Below are 18,717 nucleotides of genomic sequence, written 5' to 3' on the forward strand. Positions count from 1 at the left end.
TTCCGCCAAGCCTTGCACTGTTCATTGGCAAAGAACAGCCGGGCCAGTAAGAAATTGAAATACTGGCTCCACGGAGCCGGTCATGTCTAATTTAAATAAAAGAATATGACTGAAGAAGTTGGAAAGAAGGTATGTGAAGGTACAGTAGCAGACCTCATGAAGGACGAGACCGGAAAACAGACGGTTATCACGTTGACAAGAAAGAATGCTTACCGAGTGAAGAAGATCAGAGAACAAGGGACGGATGACGAATCCGTCCTTTTTCATTTCCGTAAACGCTGTACGGGAATGGGCTCCTATGTACACACCATCGAAACGGCAGACGGGGAAACAGAACTGCATCCCAATGAATTTGAAAAATGGGAAGCTGTGGAATTTCTGTATCCCGGCTATCTGGAAGACCTGCTTGATGCTGCATACAACGCATACAGATGGAGTTCCTTCGAACCTGAAGCAAGGGCGGAAACAGACATCATGCAATATGAAAAACAACTTGTAGAGGATCTGAAACAGATTCCGGAAGAAAAGCAGAACGAGTATGTCAGTGCATACCATAGTAAGTTCTCCGCCCTGTTGGGTAGTCTCTCACGATGTGCCAGTCCGATGGTGACAGGACCTGCCAAGTTCAACTGCCAACGCAACAACAAGGCACTAGACGCATACCAGAACAGATTTGATGAATTTCACGACTGGCGCAACCGCTTCAAGTCTGCCATGGAAAGAATGAAAGAGGCTGCCAAACCGGAAGAACAGAAGCAGGAAGAGGTATGGAACCGCCTGAAGCGTGACATTGCAAGCAGCGCACGGACTATTCATGATATTGATACCGGTAAAGCAAGAGGATACAGCCGTGCCTTGTTTGTCAGCAGTATCCTTAATAAGGTAAGCACCTATGCGGGAAAAGGAGAAGTGGAAATCGTACAGAAAGCAGTGGACTTCATTACAGACTTCAATGCGCAATGCAAGAAACCGGTTATCACTTCGCGGAACCGTTTCTTCCAACTGCCGGAAATGGCACGCCAGGCCAGACTGAAACTTCAGGAAATCAGAGAACGGGAAAACCGTGAACTGAAATTTGAAGGCGGAATGCTGGTATGGAACTATGAGGTAGACCGCCTTCAAATCCTGTTTGACAGTATTCCGGATGACCAGAGGCGCAAGGAACTGAAATCATACGGTTTCAAATGGTCGCCGAGATACCAGGCATGGCAACGGCAACTTACACAGAATGCCGTATATGCAGTCAAAAGAGTGTTGAACCTGCAAAACCTATAAGACATGAAAGACCGATTGAAATATGTAATCGATTCCCGCTACTTCGACGGAACATGCCTGACAAGTATGAGTGACGGATTCCACAATGACTATGGTGGGGAAACAATCGAAGAACTGCGCATACGGGAAAACAATCCCTATCTGAAAGCCGTAACACCTTCTGAGATGGATAAGAAACTGCGGCTATACCATCAGTCCCTGTCCGAACCGTTCAAGGAAATCACCGAAGAAGACTACTATGACTTGCTGGATGTACTGCCACCCTTGCGCATGAGACAAAACTCGTTCTTTGTGGGAGAACCGTATTACGGAAATATGTACTCTTTCTGCTTCACCTGTCAAGGAAGATATTTCAAGGGCCTACGCTTCGTACTTACTCCACAATCCGAACTGGACAGTCAGATAGACCGTCACATGGAAATCATCAACCGGAAAGCCGTGATCTCAAAAGAGGAAACAGGCAAAACGGTCACAACCGGAACCAGACTCATTCCCTATTATTTTTCACTGGACGGAAAACAGCCCGTATTCATCTGCAACCTTGTCATCCAATCAGATTCCAGACAAGCAAGGACGGACATGGCGAATACCCTGAAAAGTCTTCGCCGGAACCATTATCAGTTCTATAAAGGGAAAAGACATTACGAAACTCCGGACGAACTGATAGACCATATATCAGGAAAGAAGTTCACCCTTGTTTCCGACGGACATTTCTTTCAATATCCTCCCGGCAGGGAATCCGCAACTTTCATCGGACACATCAAGGAGACATCAGAGGAATTTCTTTTCCGGATCTATGACCGTGAATATTTCCTGTATCTCCTTAAAAGACTGAGGACCGTGAAAAAGGAGTCCGCACAGGAACAAATAAATATCAAATCATAACATTCGGGGGAATGCGGTAGAATAACTGCCGTATTCCCTCATAAAAACAATACAAGTATGAACAAATCAAACACTCTATACTGGAAAACAGCCACAGATCCGGCTGAACGCATTGAGTTCAGACTCGTCCTGAACAGTTATATCGACAATGACAATCTGTATGTAGGACTTGAATCCCAGTCTAAGGAGAATCCGAAATGCTGGGAATCCTACACGGACATCACCGTCAACCTCAATTCCCTTCCCCCGTTCCATGCCTATGTGGACAACCGGGACTGCAACAGACATGTACATGATTTCCTGACCAGTAACAGAATAGCGGAACCTGCCGGATTTGAATATCAGGGATTCAGAATGTTCCGCTTCAATCCTGACAGGTTGAAGGCACTCGCACCCGAACAGTTCAAGACAATCAGCGCCAAACTGCCACCACAAGATGACATGATAAAGGACATCATCTATCAGGAAAGACGTTTCCCTTTGAGAACTGTTCAAGACATTCACGGAATATATCTTGTTTCAAGCAAAGAACTGGAAGAATCTCTGATCGAAGGAGTACGGAACCTGGATGCTGCGGCATATGAACTGCTGAATGGCATCTGCCTGTTCTGCTCCACACAGGAACTGCGCTATCTTACGGATGCAGAACTGATAGAAACAATCTACGCACAATAAAAAGGAGGAACAAATATGAAAACCGGAGACATTGTATTTCTGAGACGTCCCTATAAGGGATACCGTACCGTCGAACTGATGGAAAGACTGGAATGCCGCTGGCTGGTCAGGATTGTCGAGAGCGGTCTTGAACTGGAGGTATATGAAGATGAACTTATATCAGAATTTTAATACGGATAAAGTGTTATGGAAAAATATCTGTTTGCATTCCATTCAGAAATAATCGGCTATACCTCTCCTCATATCGGCGAGGTCAGAAAAGCCATACACAGAAAAGTGGAAAAGGAAAAGTCTGCCGCCATAAAGAATGATATTGAGCTGCACATGTACAAGGTGCATGACGGCATACCGGTTCTCCTTAACACCTGCTACCTGTATGATGAAAAAGGATGTATGGTACACGGAAGTATCAAAGGAACCAAGGATTATCTGCTTGAGACATGGAGATACCATATAAACAGACATTCCAAAGGTTTCAGTTCCACAAGAATCAAGCCCTGTACGACAAGCAGGGCTTTTTCGTTTGTATAACTCTTAAAATCAGGAATCATGAACCAGACATTACAACTTACAAACTATATTCCACAGTATGTAAGCCTCTACTACGTGGACTACCGGGATGATCTTGATGAGCATGAAGACATTCAGGAGGAATGCATCCGTTCCAACAATATGGAAAAACTCTATGAAAAGGCATACGAATGGTATGAGGAACAGGAAAGTTCAAACATGCACGACTATCTAGAGGAGACAAGAAAGAATATGGAAACGGACAATTTAGCCGGAGAGTTTGAAGAGCATGAAGATGAAATCAGGGAACTTATCTACGACCGGAACGATTCCGACCCGGTAAAGGATCTGATACGCAACTCGTCCGTCACTAATTTCTTCTATTCGCTCGGAGTGGAAATCAGCGGATATCTGACCGGTTGTTCACTGCGGGGAGAATCAGTCGCCATAGCCTGCCATAAGGTACGTCGCGCACTGCATCTGAAAAAGGGGCAGTTTGACGAGAAGATTGAAGAACTGGTAGAGAATGCCACATACGGCGGAGAACTGCGCATCTACTTCAACGCCATGTTTGACAGGCTCATTAGCAAAGACCCTGAGAACGATTTCAAAAGCATCCGTTTCCACGGGAATGTAGTGGTGGCCATTGCCGACAGCCGGAACGGTTCCGGACATCATGTACGGATTCCGCTGGATATCACTTTTCCTTTCCGAAGGGAGAACCTGTTTGTCGATTCACAAGTACACTATTCCTATGCCAATGAAGTCTGCGGCATGACCAATGACTGGTGTGATTCCACAAAATGGGAAACGGGCATGAAACCTTTTACCGGATCTGTCCGAAAAAGCCGGATGGCTGAATACAAGAAACAGGAAGCCGCTTATGAGCAGACATTCCGAGACGGGAAATGCACCTTCGGTGACATGAACTACAAACGCCACCGTGACGTACGGTATTCGAATGAGTATCCTGCCGGATGCAGATGCCCTCATTGCGGCACTTTCTGGATTGACTGAAAAACATTTATTAGCCAATAAAATTATATCTAACAATTGAAACTTTTTCTCATATTTTCTTTTTATAAATTTACTAATTAGAAGATCCAAATAAAGCTTTAGATGATCTACGGAGCATAGTAACAAACTCCATCATTGCAAACCCTGCAAGGAAAGAAACGATTAGATATGTATTTAAATCTTTGCTACTAAAAAGCGATGAAAACATAGAAGTCCGGAATGCAACTATAAGAAAGGCGGTTATTGGCACACCAATTATAGGTCGAAAGACATACCAAGGCCACCATGTATCCATATTTTGTCCACCTTTATAACACTCCCAACCTATATAATCGTAAAACGTACGTGCACAACAACCTAGAAAAACTATACATAAAGTTAAAACAAAAAGTTGTTTTGTATTAGAGTAATTGTTATTAGACTTATAAATTAGTTCATTTACCTTTTTTATATACTCTTGCTTATGAGAATCATTTTTTATAGAATCAATCGGTTCCATACAATTGTATAATAATTCTTTTTCGGAATTATCTATAGCTTTATAAGTAGAAATAGAAGTATCAGAAATAGCAAACCATACAGGCGGTTCATCCTTAATTCTCAGATTTTTTGTTAAATTCTGAATAGGAATTTCTACATTTGATTTTGATAACACATCTGAATAATAGATCAATGTATAATGTAATGCTATAAAGCAAACTATAATAGTTAAACTGAGTATTATAATTTTTTTCCACATAAATTTTGTTATTTGCATTATTCTTTTAAACAAATTACATTCTTTAATAAATTGATTGTCAATTGCATTTACATACGGAAGAAAAACATCAAGTGGCTCTCTAATAGTATTATTAGGAGTATTAAAATTTGTATAAGGGGATAATCTAATATATCTAAACACAGCATAAAAGTCAAGTGTTTTTTTTACTTCAACATCTCTATCAATATTGTATTGTTCAAGGATAAGTCTTGTAAAAGGATGCGTAGGACTACTATGTGACAAGATATAACCAATACCCAAAAGTGGATCCCCCGACATCATTCCTTCAAAGTCAATAAATGCAGCTAAATGATTATCTTTAGATATTATTATATTATCAAAACTAAAATCACTCCATACTAAGCATGGTGATGGTTCTTTTATTTTATCAACATAGTCAAAGAGTCCATTACAGATTTTGATATATTTTAAATTTTTTGTCTGCTTAAAATATTTTCTAGACTTTTCTATTTCAGCCTTAAGAAAATGACTCCATGAATTATATTCATTGATTCTACCTCTATTGACACCACCATATTTATCGACTTTTATTTTGTTAATTTCTTGATAATTACTAATTACCTCAATACAAATATTCTTTAATTCATTCTCATTTAGAGTGGTGAATTTATCATTGAGTGTTTCACCTTCTACCCATTCATATATGAGATAAGCAATTTTACCTTCTGTTCTATTTATACAAATTGGCAATGGAACTTTTATACCTTTTTTTGCAAAATCTATAAGATATGAATATTCAACTTCAGCTAACCATCTTCTTGGATTTGGATAACAACGAACAACATACTTTTTAGTTTTTGTATACATCTTGTATGTATCAGTCATTACCCCTTTATTAATATACTCAAGTGTTATATCATTCCAACCTTCAGCCTTTAATTGTTTAAGAACTGCATTTATCGATGTAAACATTTGTTTATATATAAATTTAATTCCTTACTTATATTGGGAGTAAAAAAATATTTTTTAAACATTTCTATGTCTTTAATCCTGTAAGCATTTTCGATTACCCATTCCTTTGTTTGCTTTTCAAATTCAAAACCCAATTTATTTTGAAAATGAAGAAGCCGAAACCAAAAAACAGAAACAGCCGACAGAGGTATATCATTAGAAACAGGTTTTTCTGGAAAATCCAAACGAACAGCTCGCAAAACGCGATTATTTATATCTGTTATGCCATGTACAGGATCATAAATAGTGCCTGTTTTAATATTAACACCTATTGCATTGGCTGTAAAATCAAAATTTTTCAACAAATCATCAATTGTAAGAATTGGTTTAGGAGAAACTATAAAATTGTAAAATGGGACAATGTCGACATAATGCCCATCAATTGCATTGGGATAAAATCGAGGTGAACCATATTGTCCATATACAACACGGCCATATTTTTCTAAATATGTAATTAGCATATTCAGTTCTTCTATCGTACAGTTTATAAAAACATCAATATCCTTACCACTATTTCCATATAAGATATAGTCACGAATATACCCACCACATACATAAAAATTTTCTATGTCTTGATAATCAAATAAAAGATTCCATATTGGGTGCTTATTTAAAAATTGAAGACTAGTAAATTCATTCATCTTTTATTAATATTATATTGATTCTTCTTAATTCATTTACAAAACTAATAAAAGAATCTTTTTCTAGAAGATAGATTATCAATTATTCTTCATAGCATTTATCTTATTAAAGATGTCATTATATCTTCTATTTATAAATAAGTTACATAAAAGTCTAAAAATCATTTTTAATGATTAATTCAAAATAAAAGAATTATATCAAATAACATTATATATGAACACATTCTTTTTACAATTTTAATTTTTAACCACATATACGTTATAAATTCTCTATTTACTGTATATCAAGAATAAAAAAACAACTATAAAAATCCAATATAAATTTAATCATGTAAAAGCTTTATTCATATTAAGGAAGATATACAATAAAATATATTGATTTGATTAATAGTGCCTTACGGTGAAATACATTTGCTTTTCTGAGAAGACCTCAAAATACATCTCTTAAACTTGACTGCATCCTCATTTCTTGCTGCAAAAATATCTGTTTGCCGCGCAACTCCCGCAAGGCGGCCCTGCCGGGCTGGTTGTCTGGAAAAAAATCATCCTCGCTTCGCTCCGGTATTTTTTTCCGCCAAGCCTTGCAGGGATGCGGGCAAACAGACAACAGGGACAACAAGAAATAAGAATGCCTGTACCTTACAGGCAGACAATGTATAACAATAAATATCAGAAGTCATGATTACAGACCAGAAGACACAGAACAGGCTTCACGCGGAGACCGGAACGGAACTGTTCTCCATCAGACAAAGGAAGGAAGCCGTCACAAGGATGCTGGACATTCTGAAAGAAACTCCGGAATACCTGCAGGTTATGAACCATATACCGGCTTATGCCATGGATGACGATACGTCAGAATGGTGGAATTCGGAAGAATCGGAAAATTTCATGAACTCACTCCTGGAAGTGATGGAAAGCTATACTCCGGATGGATACAGGTTCGGACCGAAATCCGGCACGGCTGACCTTTACGGCTACTGGGAAAGCAAGACCGGACGGACAACCCTCTTCCATCTGCTTTTCAGTCTGGAAAGCGGATATGAATGGGGAAAAGGTCTTTCCCATGAGAAAACGGACGTATTCTACAAGGAAATAAAAGAGAAATTTCATGGAGAGGGATTCGACACGGACATAACCGGCTGTACATCACAGGCCATGTATCTTGTAAAAGGAAAGACACGCCTGTACGTGCATCCGATGGAAATAAGCGGCTACTGTGAGACACTGCATATTCCACAGATTACAGCCATACTGAAAAAAGGAGGCCGTACATTCCGTCTTGTAAAGGATACGATAGCGGAAGAGGTGTATTCCTTCACCGATGAAGAAGAAATGGAATATTACCGTGCCAGATACGGAACGTGCATCCACCGGAATATACTGGATGCCTTCAGCAACCGCCGGGCAGGGAAAGAGGACATACTTTCCATGATGGCATCACGGATAAATGTGGCGACGACATCACATCTTCACGGTATCGGATATGATTCGCCTGCATACAGGTTTGTACATGAGGCATACGACAGACTGGTAAACAACGGAAAGCTGAAGGAGAATGTCCGGGAAATCGGTTGCTGCAACATCATAATGGCCATTTCAAATACCAACGCAATATGAGACTGAATTACAATGACATGCTGCTTCTGGCAATATGGGAATACAATAGGAGACAGGACGAGGATCTGACCCTGGAACTGTTTCAGGAAACATTCGGACAGGTTCCCGGCGCACATTTCCATGACAAATGGGTGCATTATTACAACAAGAACCTGCTGATGATGGCCGCCTATTTCAGGGGTGAGGAAGAAAACGGCCAGAAATTCTGTGATATGATCACCCGACAGGTTGAACGCTATACACAAAACAGGAGGAGAACAGGATGAATACAAAGATACGATATGACCTTGACAGTCTTGAACTGGCAAACGGTGACTTCGGGTATCCCATTACAGAAAAGGAAGTACGGAAAGTGAACCGTATGCTGGAACTGATTGAGAATGTCCGAAGCAGGCAGATGTGCCCGACAGAAGGAGACTGCGTGGAATTTATCTCACGTTCGGGTGACTATTTCGGAAAAGCTCATATAGAACGGATAACAGGCAAATATGCGGATATATGCCTGATACCGGAAACGGTATTCTGTTTCGATGACATGGGAAAAGCCGCCTATGATACCACCGGAAGCCTCTGGACGCAGGTCAATATTCGGAACATGAAACCCGCAGGTACTGAAATCCGCATATTCAGGACATGGGGATTCGGGAAACGCAGCAATACGGGCAGTCTCAGGTTCGATGCTCCGGTCAGGAAATGGGAATACAGAGAACCGGATCCGTTGTATGACGGTTACACCACCCGTAACTGGTTCCGCTATCATATCATGAAACACCGGGATAGGGAAAGGACAGGTGAATACACCTTCCGCAGCGATTCATTCACGCTGTACAGCCGGAGCGAGCTGGACGAGTTGGCCGCAATCCTGAAAGGCAGACTCTACAAGGGAATCCTGCCTGACTCTCTTGTACTTTGGGGATACCGCATGGATATTAAGGAAATATCACGTGAGCAGTGGAACGGTATGGGACAGCACGGACAAATCCGCATGAAATTCATGGGATACGGTCCGGTCAGAATCCACACGGACAATGAAAACCATACCGTAACAGTATACAGAATCAACGACAGTCTATAACCAATTATAAAATAAAGGAATATGGCACGATATGAAATCTCCAACGAAGTCAGGCCACTCGACAGGCTAATCACAAGCTTTGCCTCCTCATGCGGCTATGAAATACAGACCGTATTCAACGACCTGCTGCGTTTCATCATCCACGGCTTCTCTCCTGGAGCACCGCCAATAAGCAACTGGAAATACAAGCGTCAGCAAAACGCCTCGTTCATGGAAATGACAGCCGAATGGACACGTATCATGCAGAAACAAATCGGCAGGTCGGGCTGGTTCGACGCTTTCGGTGAACTCCACATGGCCTACTGCTCAAAACCGGGACAGCAGGCAAACGGACAGTTCTTCACGCCGTCACATATCTGTGAACTCATGGTCATGTGCGCGGCAGGTAAAAAAGAGACCGGACAGAGGATGGGAGACCCTACATGCGGCAGCGGAAGGCTCCTGCTGGCATACCATGCGCACAATCCGGGAAACTATCTGGTCGGAGAAGACATCAGCCGAACCTGCTGCATGATGACCGTGTGCAACATGCTCGTCCACGGATGTGTCGGGGAAGTGATCTGTCATGACAGTCTCCAGCCGAAGGCATTCACCGACGGATGGAAAGTCAACCAGGCTCTGCCCTTGACGGGAATACCTTCTATAAGACGCATGAAGGAAGAGGAATACAGGAATCCTCTTCCGGAAAATATCGGACGCTTCAAAGAGGCAGTCCGTATCATCAACCTATTGGACAAATAATTACCAACCTTTTAAAAAATATAATTATGGAAGCTTTAGCAACATTGAACAATCAGAGACAGTTTGATTTCCAGAACAACGGAATCGAAGTAATGGACCTTGAAACACTCCAGCGTACCTACAAGGAGAACGACATCTACGGTAATCCGGTCAGGGGTATCTACCACTATCAGGTCATCCAGCGCATGACGGACATCTGCCGCCGTCACAACCTGAACTATGAGGTGGAGGAAATCTTCGCCGCCCAGAACAAGAACCGTACACAGCCCGGTGTGGTCATCCTGCCGCAGGTGGAACAGACCTATGGAGAGAAGGCGGTAGAGGCACATGTACTGCGCAGAATCTTCACCACCATCCGTATTCTGAACGGGGATACCGATGAACTGACAACTACACTCGTGGTAGCCTACCATCAGGACGGTATCCAGGCGGCAATAGGTCCCTGTGTACGTATCTGCCACAACCAGTGTATCCTTTCACCCGAACGAAGCGTTGCCAACTACGGCAAGGACAAGGTGACTACCGAGGAACTGTTCGGGAAGGTGGATGACTGGATGCGGAATTTTGAGCGTGACATGGATGCGGACAGAAGCCGAATCCAAAGGCTCAAGGAGAAGGTACTGACACCCGGTGAGTTGTACATGATCATAGGTATGCTGACGGCTCTGCGTGTATCCCATGACAGCGCAGACAAGAGACTGGCATCACAGGTGGACACCTATCCGCTCAACCAGGGACAGATTTCCGTGTTTACGGAAGAACTTCTCAAACTATCACTTGAACAGCCGCACATTACAGCGTGGGACGTCTACAATGTGGCAACAGAAATCTACAAACCAGGAAAGACTGATTTTCCTGCCATGATTCCACAGAACGGAGCAATGGCCGATTTCCTGCTTTCGTATAAATAAAAGAAATTACGTAATCCATTCAAAAAGGCTTCTTGGTTCAATTTTGTGAACCAAGAAGCCTTTTAACAATAAACTCACAACTAAGCAAATATAACTAGCCGATTTCAAGAGCTTTTAATAATTTTATGATCACTAGAATAATGATTAACTGATATTTATGAAGTGTATTTTTTATGTACTTCCAACAAATATGAACGTGCATTTAATGCAAACTTGTTAGAGGGTTCTACACTAAGCCAAAAATTAACTTTACCTATTAGAGTTTCCAAATAATTGACTTTTCTTATTTTCTTTTTCTTGATATGAGATTCATATCCATATTTAATTATGAAATGTAATTCTTGTCTCAAACTACGTCTATAATTTTTAGGTAGCTTCAATTCATTACCAATAACAGAAATACCTGTAACAATTCTTTTACCCCCATTTTTATAAAGTCTTGTTTTTTCCGTATTAATTACAAACCCTTCACTTTTTACAATTTCATTTATATATTCTAATAACTTTGCTGGGATAGAATCTCCAGAAAATGTTAAATCATCAGCATACCTAGTATAACGTAAATCATATCTTTTAGATAATCCAATAAGCCTCTTATCTAATTTTTTTGCTATAATATTACTTAAATAAGGACTTGTAGGAGCTCCTTGTGGTAAAGTTCCTTCATAACTACACAAAGATGCTAAATAAAATGCCACTTTATTAGTATATCCCAATGATTTAAAAACATATATAATACGATTAATAGTAATAGAAGGGAAAAAATCTTTCAAATCTAACTTTAAAAGTTCTTTTTGATTTAAATGAATTTTAGCATTTGTTATAATAGATTTTTTACATACAAATCCATGAGAATAAGAGCTTACAGGTATTTTTTTTAGAATATTATTGTATATCCAATATTGCATTTCTAACAATGCTGGATATGGAGCTAAAATTTCTCGAAAGCCTCCATTCCTTTTTCTCAATTTAAATGAACGATAATGATTTTCAGGAGAATTTATTACAGATGTAAAATATAAATTACTTCTCCCCATTAATAATCTTAAATGATTAAAATCAAAGATTATTGGAACATTATTTTGTTCCAAGACCTTGATATATTCAATGTATTTATCTTGTAAAGTTTTATCAATACCTTTACGTGAAAAAAAATCATTCCATTTTTCTATGCTCATATCAAGGTCATTTTATAATAAAGAAAAGGTGGAGAAAACTACTTTCTATTCGTAAGCTCGCTCAATAAATATAATTTTATTGGAGCACGCTCCAATAAAATTATATTTATTGAGAGCGAATCTTGGCTTTGCCAAGTGAGCCGTAGATAGTTCGAAGAACTATCTACTGAGGCTAAAGAAGACCTTAACCTTCGGAAGCGACACCACTTCCTAAATGCTAGTTTCTATTTCCACCTTTTCATATTTAAAATTAAAAATCTTCTATTTCAGGCAAATATAGTGAATTTATTTTTAATTTAATGTCTATAAATTCAGAAGGTATATTACTATATTTTCCATTTAACGCTCTTTTATGCTTTTTTACAAACTTAAATACTATATCTCGTCCTTTATTTGTTAATGATATTTTCCCATCTTCAAATATTATGAAATCTTGCTTCTTATATTTCTCAATGAACTCAAATACCAAACTAGGAGACATTTTATACCGAGAATAAAATGTAAATGCATATAATCCATCAACACTTTCATACAAGTCCCTAAATATTTTTTTGTAGCAATTATTCAAATCCGGTTTCATATCTAGTAAGTATTGTTTCTCTTTCATTACCATTTTTATCCTTTAACCACCAAAAAATTGGGAATACAGAATTTGGTGTATTACCATTCTCCAAAGAATACAATGCCTCTGCTTTTCCATATCCAAATGAATAATCTTCTAGTTTTTTTTCTTTAATTATTTTAGCTAGTTTAGATTCTAGATCAATCATATCATTTATAGCGAAGCCCAATTTATCTCCTTCAAAATATTCAGAAATTCCTTTTTCCAATTGTAAAGGACAAAATATATCAATAGAATCAGCTTTTAATTTCTCCACAGCATTTTTCATACCAGCCAAAAAACAACATTTTATTTCTACAGGTTCCCTAACATTTTTTTTCAACCATTCTATTCTCGTTCGTAAAGTACGTCCAGTTCCTAGAAATTCATCTACAATTATAATTTGGTTTTTCCCTTCTGATGACGCTTTAACTGCTTTTCCTATAACATTTACAGTTTTAATTTTTTTCCATCCTTTCTGAAATAATGGAACTTTGATCATATCCAAAATTTTCTGCCCACTATCAGCTTCATCGTCATAAGTACAAGCAACTAATTGAACACGATCCTTTTCAAATTCACAATTCACTATATAATCAGCCATTTGCTCAAGAAAAAGATTAGTTGTCTCTCCATTCAAATAGTGAAATCTTTCAAGCAATGAAAAAACTAATTTTTTTTGTTCTTTTGTATCACATGTTGAGATTAATGCTTCAAGACTAGATTCTTTTTTACTTAACCAACTTTGATGTGAATATAATTGCATAAATTTAATATAATCTTCTTTTTTATAGTCCATTGGATTAAGATGTATTAATCAAAATAATCGTTGTGAAGTTACAAAATATTTCTAATAAATGACTATTCAAATTTAATTTTATAGATATTTCTTATACAAAAAAGTTAATTGAGGTATTTATATTAGATAAAATAAGTCTATTACTCTTATTTGCGCTCTTAATATTTATTTTGTTCACCTTTTTACAGTGTATCTTATTGTTTTGATTAAAAGTTTGTTTTTAGTATTTATTATATGCTTTATTGTTCTTTATGGCATAAACAGTAATCTGTATTCTTCTTTTCTTCTCCTTTCTATTGACGGTATTTTCTTTCCCTTATAGTGACAATATTGTATGAAGTCCACATAAATGTCCCGGTTACCGGCTTCCAGTTTCCTTATCAACGTGCTTTGGGGCATCCTACCATAACCGAGCAACCTATATGGCCCCACCTGATAAGCAAGACAGGCTATCAGCAGCGAATCCTTTCCCAGATGTCGGAACAATACACACATTTCCTTCAAGTCTTTTCTCAGAATGCTGTCTCCCTCACTTTCTGTCAGCCTGGCAGGAAACTTTTCCCCTTTTCTGATACAGTGACCGTATGCAACATATGGATGATGTTCCGGGCCATGCCATCCTTCATATTTCTTGATACACCTGACAGCCATTTCCCAACGTGAGTCTTCCACATTCTCCTGTGCACGCAGGGAAGTTACCGTTATGGCCAATACCACCAATGGCAGTACTGACCTTAAAAGCCTTACGGTTATTATAGGACACCTCCTTCCTGAACTGACAATGAATCTTCCACAGCATCCGTCTCTTCATCACCTGCATTGTTGAAGTCAAATTCCATTTCTGTCATGTTTCCCCAGTTGTCCTCGACAACGACAATGAAGTTCTGCGCCTCGTCACATAGTGATGTATAATACAGCCTGAACTTCCGGTTCTCCAGCAGATAACGGTCATTCGGTTTGAATTCAAGACCGTTGTCCAGTTTCAGGGAACCTTCCCCGTCATACTGGAAATAACGGATCGTATAGACCGTTCCGTCAAAATCGCCCTCACTTTTGAGTCCACACCGTATTTCAGCTGTCTCATTCCTGTTCAGTTCCTTGGGAACCGGCATTGTTTCCACGGTAAACGGATAACTCTGCTGGATTTCCAGCTCGGATTCGCATGAGGTCAGTACAAGACTGACCAGACCTATGCAGAACATGACAATCTTGCCTGCCAGCCCAAATCCTTTTCTCATATTCTTTTCTGTCTTCATTTGTTTTCCTTTGTTTTTGTCAGATATTCATTCAAGTCCTTTAATCCATCATACAGACCGGAACAGTCCATAACCTTATTCCCGAAATGTATGTTCAAAGTCTCCAGTGCAGTAATCCCGGCCCGGTCACGGTCAAGAAAGCACCGGATTCTGCCGTAACCCTCCAGTACGGCATACGACCGTTCCAGATTGGATACAGAGTTCAGCACCAGGCAGTCCTCGTCCGTCACAGTCCGCAATACCAATGCCGAAAGAAAATCCACAAACCCTTCAAACACACAGCACGTATCCTGTTTCTTTCCGGACAGGGACACACAGGAAATGTCCTTGGGAGAGATGCATCCCTTGAACATCGGGTTACGGAGTTCATAACCGCCGCTCCGATTCATGAAGCCTATGGCAAAATACCGTTTGCCCCGTATTCCGTATGCCACTTCCTTGCAGAATCTCCCGGCTATGGCCGGATCAATTCCTCTCTCTTTCAGATAAGCTTTCAAAGCCTCATGACTCAGTTCCGTCACTTTCACGTCCTCGAATCCGGAAACGCGGGGTATCTTCTTACGTTCCTGTAAAGGCCGGAGGGGAAGGATGCCGGATTTCCCTGAAAGGAACTCCAGCTGTTCCATGAAACCGGTACTTCCGGTCAGTTCTCCGGCAAGATGGAAGATGTCACCTCCCTTTCCGAGGCCAAAATCAAACCAGACATTCCGCTGTGTATCCACCTTGAAGGATGCGGTTCTCTCATTCCTGAAAGGGGATCTGAACCAGACATCATTTCCTTTACGGGATACCGGTATATGCCCCAGATCTTCAAGAAAACCGACAAGGGAAATCCGTCTAATCTGTTCCAGTTCCATAACCCGCTAATTTATCATAAAACGAATGCCGATTCCATACTGGATATGGCAATGTCCGAGACTTCCGCCCCACAGGAAACGCTCACGCAAGGAAGCCGTCAATGCCACACGGTCGGCAAGGTACAGTTCCATCTCCAGCGTCAGGGCACAGCCGTACACAAAGGCATCGCCGTTTTTCAGAGTGGCCCCGTCATAGAGTTTTTTATCGGACCAGTTTACCGTCTCATATCCGGCCAGTGCCGATCCTCCAAGATTGAGGAAGAACACTTTTCCCGCATCGGAAAGGAAATTCAGGTAATATCCGCCTTCTGCCGTAAACTGCGCTGAAGGGATGGTCACATGACGGTAACCGTGTTTCATATGCAGGTATTCCGCTCCATATACCCATTTGTTCCCGCCTTTGGCATAACTTGAAAGTATCATTCCCATATAGTATCCGTTATCGGAAGCCATACCTCCACGCATTTCCACACCCTGCATCCTTGGCAGAATCCGCTGGGCTTCTGCCTGTCCTACGGAAAGGACAAGCAGCAATGCCAGCATATACAATACTTTCGTTCTCATCGTACCTTCAGTTCGTTGATGGTTTCCGCACGCACCAGGTCTTCGTTGACCACCTCAAAACTCTGGTGACGGCCGCCCTGTTTCTCATACATCTCCACAACCAGTTTCTTATCGTCCGGTATTGTAAACTTGGGAAGGGCAAATACCGTACATTCCGAATCCCTGCCGTTTACACGTGTCACATAATTGTAGGCACGCAGCGGATAAATCACCTGCTCCTGCATGGCCGTACGCTTCATCACCTTTTTGTCCACCACCTTGAACGTAATGAAATCCACGTCAAAGGGCACATTCGAGGAGTTCTTTATCTGGGTATGGAAATAAAGCAGGTCATTATGGGTGTACAGTCCTTTGAGCAGATACTGGATACCGAAACGCTTGCAGCCGATATGACGGATACGGCGCTTGTCATTCTCATACACGGATTTCATGATAAGACGTACCAGACGGGGTGACTCGTTATCCAGCTCGGTCAGATAGATTTCCATGGCATTGTTGGGACGGTTCACCGATTCTCCGTCATGGATGAAATCACACATCTCCACATTCAGCAGCAGCGGCTCATCGGCATACTTCACGTTGAAGGTATAGAAGTTCCCGTCTTCGGTTATTACAGACATATTGGTCTCCTCCCTGAAATTGCGTGTCGTGGCCTTTACTCGGATTACATTCTCGGCACCGTCGGCCTTGCCGGCTATCAGGTTTGTAGAACCGAGATCCACATACTTGACCGGAGCCGGGAAAATGACATGGACGGTCTTGTCATACGTTATTTCCAGTCCGTGCGGCGGAATCATCTGGCTGAAACCGATCTTGCGGGTCAGCCCCTCATAATAATCACCGCTACTCTGCTGCGCCCAGGCAGCCGATACGCCCAGTAAAAGGGCAAACATCATCAGAATCTTCTTCATGTGCTTTTGTTTAATGGTTGTCTTTTCTTTCATAGTTTCCTGTATTTCATTTCTCCGGTGAATGGAGCAGTACCCGGTGTCCGGCCTTCAAAGTAATCTTTACCGTACGCATCCGTTTGGATATGTACTGGGAAACGCCCTGTATTACACCTTTCCCCAGATCGGAGGCAATCTGCGCTCCGGCATCGGTGGAAATGTTGATGCTGCTGTTCATCGAGGTTCCCATATTGGCGGCAATCTCCCTGGCAGCGTCATATTCCAGTGAACCCGGCACCAGGATTCCCTGCTGTCCGTCCAGATCATAGACTTCCAGTTCCACCGGCAGGATAGTTCTCTTGTATTCCACGGCATTGACCATGATTTCCAGCCGTTCACCCTGTATGCGTGTGCCACCTACCAGTACGGTCCCTTTCGGTATGAAACGTCCGGCAAAGGCATGGGCTCGGTAAGCCGCAGGCGCAAAGCCTGTCCGTCGGATACGGTCTGCGTACCGTGTACACAGGCAGCAATGGTATTGCCTTCCGTTACGATCTTCCGGCCGACAGCCGTATTGAAACCGGCATTGCGTTCTCCCGAAAAGGAGGATATGAACTCTTCGTCGCTCATAGGTCTGGAAAGCGAGGATACCACCTCATTGTGAACCTGTTTCACCGGCATGGCTTTTTTGTCCTCCGCTTTTCTGACAGGAGAAGGAGTCTCCACAGCCTGACGGTTATTGTATTTGGCGGCCAGTTCGTAGGATTTTTCCATCAGAACCATTTTTTCCTCCATGCCTGACAGTGGCTCCTGCTTCTGCTGCTGTTGCTGCATACGCTCCAGTTCCTCAATCCTTTCCAGAAGCCTTTCCTTTTCCGGATCGGTCCGCGGTTCATAGATGCTTCCCAGCGTACGGTTCATCTCACGGTAGGCTCCGGCCGAGGAACTGACCGCTCCGACATTGCCTTTTTCTGTTTCCGTCCCCGTGTTTGTTTGCCTCTCCGGTGGAATGTTATCGGGAAGACGGACAACACTGTCTTTCCGTTCCTCTTTGGCAAACATGGACTCCGCAGCTTCAAAGAATGTCTTCCTTTTCCTGCTTTCCTGTTCCATCAGAGCCTTTTCATAAGCATCCTTCTTGTTCCCTTCCAGGCGGCTGTCCTCGGGAGAAGGGATTTCCGTATTGAATCCCTGTCCTTTATCCTGCCGCTCCCGTTCCTGCCCGGAAGGTGAGAATATCAGATAGAAACTTCCCAGACACAGCAGGAACATCAGCGGATACACCACAAATCCGGCGCGTTTGCGTTTTTGTTCCTCACTCAGCGGCTTCCTGTCCTTTGAGGACCGGAGCCTGAACGGTTTCATCAGCCGTTCCATTACTTTCTTGACTTTTTCTTTCTCCATTTCTTACAATAGATTGAATGAACTCCATACGGAGTGAATCCTTTTCCATAAATTCCATTCCGGACTCCCGGTTCTTACTGCCTATAAACGGT

At 41.5% G+C, this 18,717-nt stretch carries 21 protein-coding genes and 1 pseudogene; 11 read left to right on the forward strand and 11 right to left on the reverse strand.

Features of this window, described 5'->3' with window-relative positions; translation table 11 throughout:
- Positions 1-105 precede the first annotated feature (105 nt).
- The 6 genes from Q0486_RS07345 to Q0486_RS07370 are packed head-to-tail and all read left to right on the forward strand — an operon-like array spanning position 106 to position 4,362.
- Positions 106-1,275 carry a hypothetical protein gene (locus Q0486_RS07345; protein ID WP_299231646.1) on the forward strand — a complete coding sequence of 390 codons (1,170 nt, stop codon included), beginning with the start codon at positions 106-108 and terminating at the stop codon, positions 1,273-1,275.
- Positions 1,276-1,278: 3 nt separating this feature from the next.
- A complete protein-coding gene (locus tag Q0486_RS07350) occupies positions 1,279-2,160 on the forward strand; it encodes a hypothetical protein (RefSeq protein WP_299231648.1) in 882 nt (293 codons plus the stop codon).
- A 57-nt stretch (positions 2,161-2,217) separates the two neighbouring features.
- Positions 2,218-2,835, forward strand: coding sequence for a DUF4313 domain-containing protein (locus tag Q0486_RS07355; RefSeq protein ID WP_299231650.1), 618 nt, complete (start codon positions 2,218-2,220; stop codon positions 2,833-2,835).
- A gap of 15 nt (positions 2,836-2,850) precedes the next feature.
- On the forward strand, positions 2,851-3,006 hold the full coding sequence (locus tag Q0486_RS07360; protein ID WP_299231651.1) for a hypothetical protein: 156 nt from the start codon (positions 2,851-2,853) through the stop codon (positions 3,004-3,006).
- A 15-nt stretch (positions 3,007-3,021) separates the two neighbouring features.
- On the forward strand, positions 3,022-3,366 hold the full coding sequence (locus tag Q0486_RS07365) for a hypothetical protein (RefSeq protein WP_299231653.1): 345 nt from the start codon (positions 3,022-3,024) through the stop codon (positions 3,364-3,366).
- Positions 3,367-3,384: 18 nt separating this feature from the next.
- Positions 3,385-4,362 (forward strand): hypothetical protein, encoded by a 978-nt coding sequence (locus Q0486_RS07370; RefSeq protein ID WP_299231656.1) that lies wholly within the window; start codon positions 3,385-3,387, stop codon positions 4,360-4,362.
- Between the two features lie 73 nt (positions 4,363-4,435).
- Here Q0486_RS07370 and Q0486_RS07375 read toward each other — a convergent pair whose 3' ends face one another.
- Complete coding sequence (locus Q0486_RS07375) at positions 4,436-6,055, reverse strand: aminoglycoside phosphotransferase family protein (protein ID WP_299231658.1); 1,620 nt, start codon at positions 6,053-6,055, stop codon at positions 4,436-4,438.
- Positions 6,040-6,735 (reverse strand): CCA tRNA nucleotidyltransferase, encoded by a 696-nt coding sequence (locus Q0486_RS07380; RefSeq protein ID WP_299231660.1) that lies wholly within the window; start codon positions 6,733-6,735, stop codon positions 6,040-6,042. Before Q0486_RS07380 ends, Q0486_RS07375 begins: the two co-directional genes overlap by 16 nt.
- Before the next feature lie 678 nt (positions 6,736-7,413).
- Here Q0486_RS07380 and Q0486_RS07385 point away from each other — a divergent pair.
- The 5 genes from Q0486_RS07385 to Q0486_RS07405 are packed head-to-tail and all read left to right on the forward strand — an operon-like array spanning position 7,414 to position 11,079.
- Positions 7,414-8,352 carry a hypothetical protein gene (locus tag Q0486_RS07385; protein WP_299231662.1) on the forward strand — a complete coding sequence of 313 codons (939 nt, stop codon included), beginning with the start codon at positions 7,414-7,416 and terminating at the stop codon, positions 8,350-8,352.
- A complete protein-coding gene (locus Q0486_RS07390; protein WP_009121403.1) occupies positions 8,349-8,618 on the forward strand; it encodes a hypothetical protein in 270 nt (89 codons plus the stop codon). Before Q0486_RS07385 ends, Q0486_RS07390 begins: the two co-directional genes overlap by 4 nt.
- Positions 8,615-9,427: a DUF4121 family protein gene (locus Q0486_RS07395; protein WP_299231666.1), complete on the forward strand. Its 813-nt coding sequence runs from the start codon at positions 8,615-8,617 to the stop codon at positions 9,425-9,427. The genes Q0486_RS07390 and Q0486_RS07395 overlap by 4 nt, the downstream gene beginning before the upstream one ends.
- Before the next feature lie 21 nt (positions 9,428-9,448).
- Complete coding sequence (locus tag Q0486_RS07400) at positions 9,449-10,168, forward strand: N-6 DNA methylase (protein ID WP_299231668.1); 720 nt, start codon at positions 9,449-9,451, stop codon at positions 10,166-10,168.
- A gap of 26 nt (positions 10,169-10,194) precedes the next feature.
- Positions 10,195-11,079: a DUF932 domain-containing protein gene (locus Q0486_RS07405; RefSeq protein ID WP_299231829.1), complete on the forward strand. Its 885-nt coding sequence runs from the start codon at positions 10,195-10,197 to the stop codon at positions 11,077-11,079.
- Positions 11,080-11,234: 155 nt separating this feature from the next.
- Here Q0486_RS07405 and Q0486_RS07410 read toward each other — a convergent pair whose 3' ends face one another.
- From Q0486_RS07410 to traM, 9 genes and pseudogenes are all read right to left on the reverse strand, one after another.
- Positions 11,235-12,257, reverse strand: a complete 1,023-nt coding sequence (locus tag Q0486_RS07410; RefSeq protein WP_299231670.1) for a reverse transcriptase family protein — start codon at positions 12,255-12,257, stop codon at positions 11,235-11,237.
- A 250-nt stretch (positions 12,258-12,507) separates the two neighbouring features.
- Positions 12,508-12,837: a hypothetical protein gene (locus Q0486_RS07415; RefSeq protein ID WP_299231672.1), complete on the reverse strand. Its 330-nt coding sequence runs from the start codon at positions 12,835-12,837 to the stop codon at positions 12,508-12,510.
- Positions 12,818-13,657, reverse strand: a complete 840-nt coding sequence (locus Q0486_RS07420) for a phosphoribosyltransferase family protein (protein ID WP_299231674.1) — start codon at positions 13,655-13,657, stop codon at positions 12,818-12,820. Before Q0486_RS07420 ends, Q0486_RS07415 begins: the two co-directional genes overlap by 20 nt.
- A gap of 249 nt (positions 13,658-13,906) precedes the next feature.
- Positions 13,907-14,362, reverse strand: coding sequence for a glycoside hydrolase (locus Q0486_RS07425; RefSeq protein WP_299231831.1), 456 nt, complete (start codon positions 14,360-14,362; stop codon positions 13,907-13,909).
- A 47-nt stretch (positions 14,363-14,409) separates the two neighbouring features.
- Entirely contained in the window at positions 14,410-14,913 is a 504-nt protein-coding gene (locus Q0486_RS07430) for a DUF3872 domain-containing protein (protein WP_299231677.1), read from the reverse strand.
- A complete protein-coding gene (locus Q0486_RS07435; protein ID WP_299231679.1) occupies positions 14,910-15,770 on the reverse strand; it encodes a toprim domain-containing protein in 861 nt (286 codons plus the stop codon). The genes Q0486_RS07430 and Q0486_RS07435 overlap by 4 nt, the downstream gene beginning before the upstream one ends.
- Positions 15,771-15,776: 6 nt before the next feature.
- Positions 15,777-16,334, reverse strand: a complete 558-nt coding sequence (locus tag Q0486_RS07440) for a conjugal transfer protein TraO (protein ID WP_299231681.1) — start codon at positions 16,332-16,334, stop codon at positions 15,777-15,779.
- Positions 16,331-17,245 (reverse strand): conjugative transposon protein TraN, encoded by a 915-nt coding sequence (gene traN / locus Q0486_RS07445; protein WP_299231683.1) that lies wholly within the window; start codon positions 17,243-17,245, stop codon positions 16,331-16,333. Before traN ends, Q0486_RS07440 begins: the two co-directional genes overlap by 4 nt.
- 46 nt (positions 17,246-17,291) lie before the next feature.
- A pseudogene (gene traM / locus Q0486_RS07450) lies at positions 17,292-18,625 on the reverse strand (conjugative transposon protein TraM).
- Between the last annotated feature and the right edge of the window lie 92 nt (positions 18,626-18,717).

Origin of the sequence: uncultured Bacteroides sp., from assembly GCF_937912035.1 — a bacterium.
Lineage (GTDB): Bacteria > Bacteroidota > Bacteroidia > Bacteroidales > Bacteroidaceae > Phocaeicola.

Bases quoted from the DNA above. Each gene is read 5' to 3' on its own strand.
- Q0486_RS07415 (WP_299231672.1), bottom strand. From the start codon at position 12,837: ATGAAACCGGATTTGAATAATTGCTACAAAAAAATATTTAGGGACTTG.
- Q0486_RS07355 (WP_299231650.1), top strand. From the start codon at position 2,218: ATGAACAAATCAAACACTCTATACTGGAAAACAGCCACAGATCCGGCT.
- Q0486_RS07390 (WP_009121403.1), top strand. From the start codon at position 8,349: ATGAGACTGAATTACAATGACATGCTGCTTCTGGCAATATGGGAATAC.
- Q0486_RS07400 (WP_299231668.1), top strand. From the start codon at position 9,449: ATGGCACGATATGAAATCTCCAACGAAGTCAGGCCACTCGACAGGCTA.
- Q0486_RS07375 (WP_299231658.1), bottom strand. From the start codon at position 6,055: ATGTTTACATCGATAAATGCAGTTCTTAAACAATTAAAGGCTGAAGGT.
- Q0486_RS07430 (WP_299231677.1), bottom strand. From the start codon at position 14,913: ATGAAGACAGAAAAGAATATGAGAAAAGGATTTGGGCTGGCAGGCAAG.
- Q0486_RS07365 (WP_299231653.1), top strand. From the start codon at position 3,022: ATGGAAAAATATCTGTTTGCATTCCATTCAGAAATAATCGGCTATACC.
- Q0486_RS07440 (WP_299231681.1), bottom strand. From the start codon at position 16,334: ATGAGAACGAAAGTATTGTATATGCTGGCATTGCTGCTTGTCCTTTCC.
- traN (WP_299231683.1), bottom strand. From the start codon at position 17,245: ATGAAGAAGATTCTGATGATGTTTGCCCTTTTACTGGGCGTATCGGCT.
- Q0486_RS07410 (WP_299231670.1), bottom strand. From the start codon at position 12,257: ATGAGCATAGAAAAATGGAATGATTTTTTTTCACGTAAAGGTATTGAT.
- Q0486_RS07385 (WP_299231662.1), top strand. From the start codon at position 7,414: ATGATTACAGACCAGAAGACACAGAACAGGCTTCACGCGGAGACCGGA.
- Q0486_RS07350 (WP_299231648.1), top strand. From the start codon at position 1,279: ATGAAAGACCGATTGAAATATGTAATCGATTCCCGCTACTTCGACGGA.
- Q0486_RS07395 (WP_299231666.1), top strand. From the start codon at position 8,615: ATGAATACAAAGATACGATATGACCTTGACAGTCTTGAACTGGCAAAC.
- Q0486_RS07405 (WP_299231829.1), top strand. From the start codon at position 10,195: ATGGAAGCTTTAGCAACATTGAACAATCAGAGACAGTTTGATTTCCAG.
- Q0486_RS07360 (WP_299231651.1), top strand. From the start codon at position 2,851: ATGAAAACCGGAGACATTGTATTTCTGAGACGTCCCTATAAGGGATAC.
- Q0486_RS07345 (WP_299231646.1), top strand. From the start codon at position 106: ATGACTGAAGAAGTTGGAAAGAAGGTATGTGAAGGTACAGTAGCAGAC.
- Q0486_RS07380 (WP_299231660.1), bottom strand. From the start codon at position 6,735: ATGAATGAATTTACTAGTCTTCAATTTTTAAATAAGCACCCAATATGG.
- Q0486_RS07420 (WP_299231674.1), bottom strand. From the start codon at position 13,657: ATGGACTATAAAAAAGAAGATTATATTAAATTTATGCAATTATATTCA.
- Q0486_RS07370 (WP_299231656.1), top strand. From the start codon at position 3,385: ATGAACCAGACATTACAACTTACAAACTATATTCCACAGTATGTAAGC.
- Q0486_RS07435 (WP_299231679.1), bottom strand. From the start codon at position 15,770: ATGGAACTGGAACAGATTAGACGGATTTCCCTTGTCGGTTTTCTTGAA.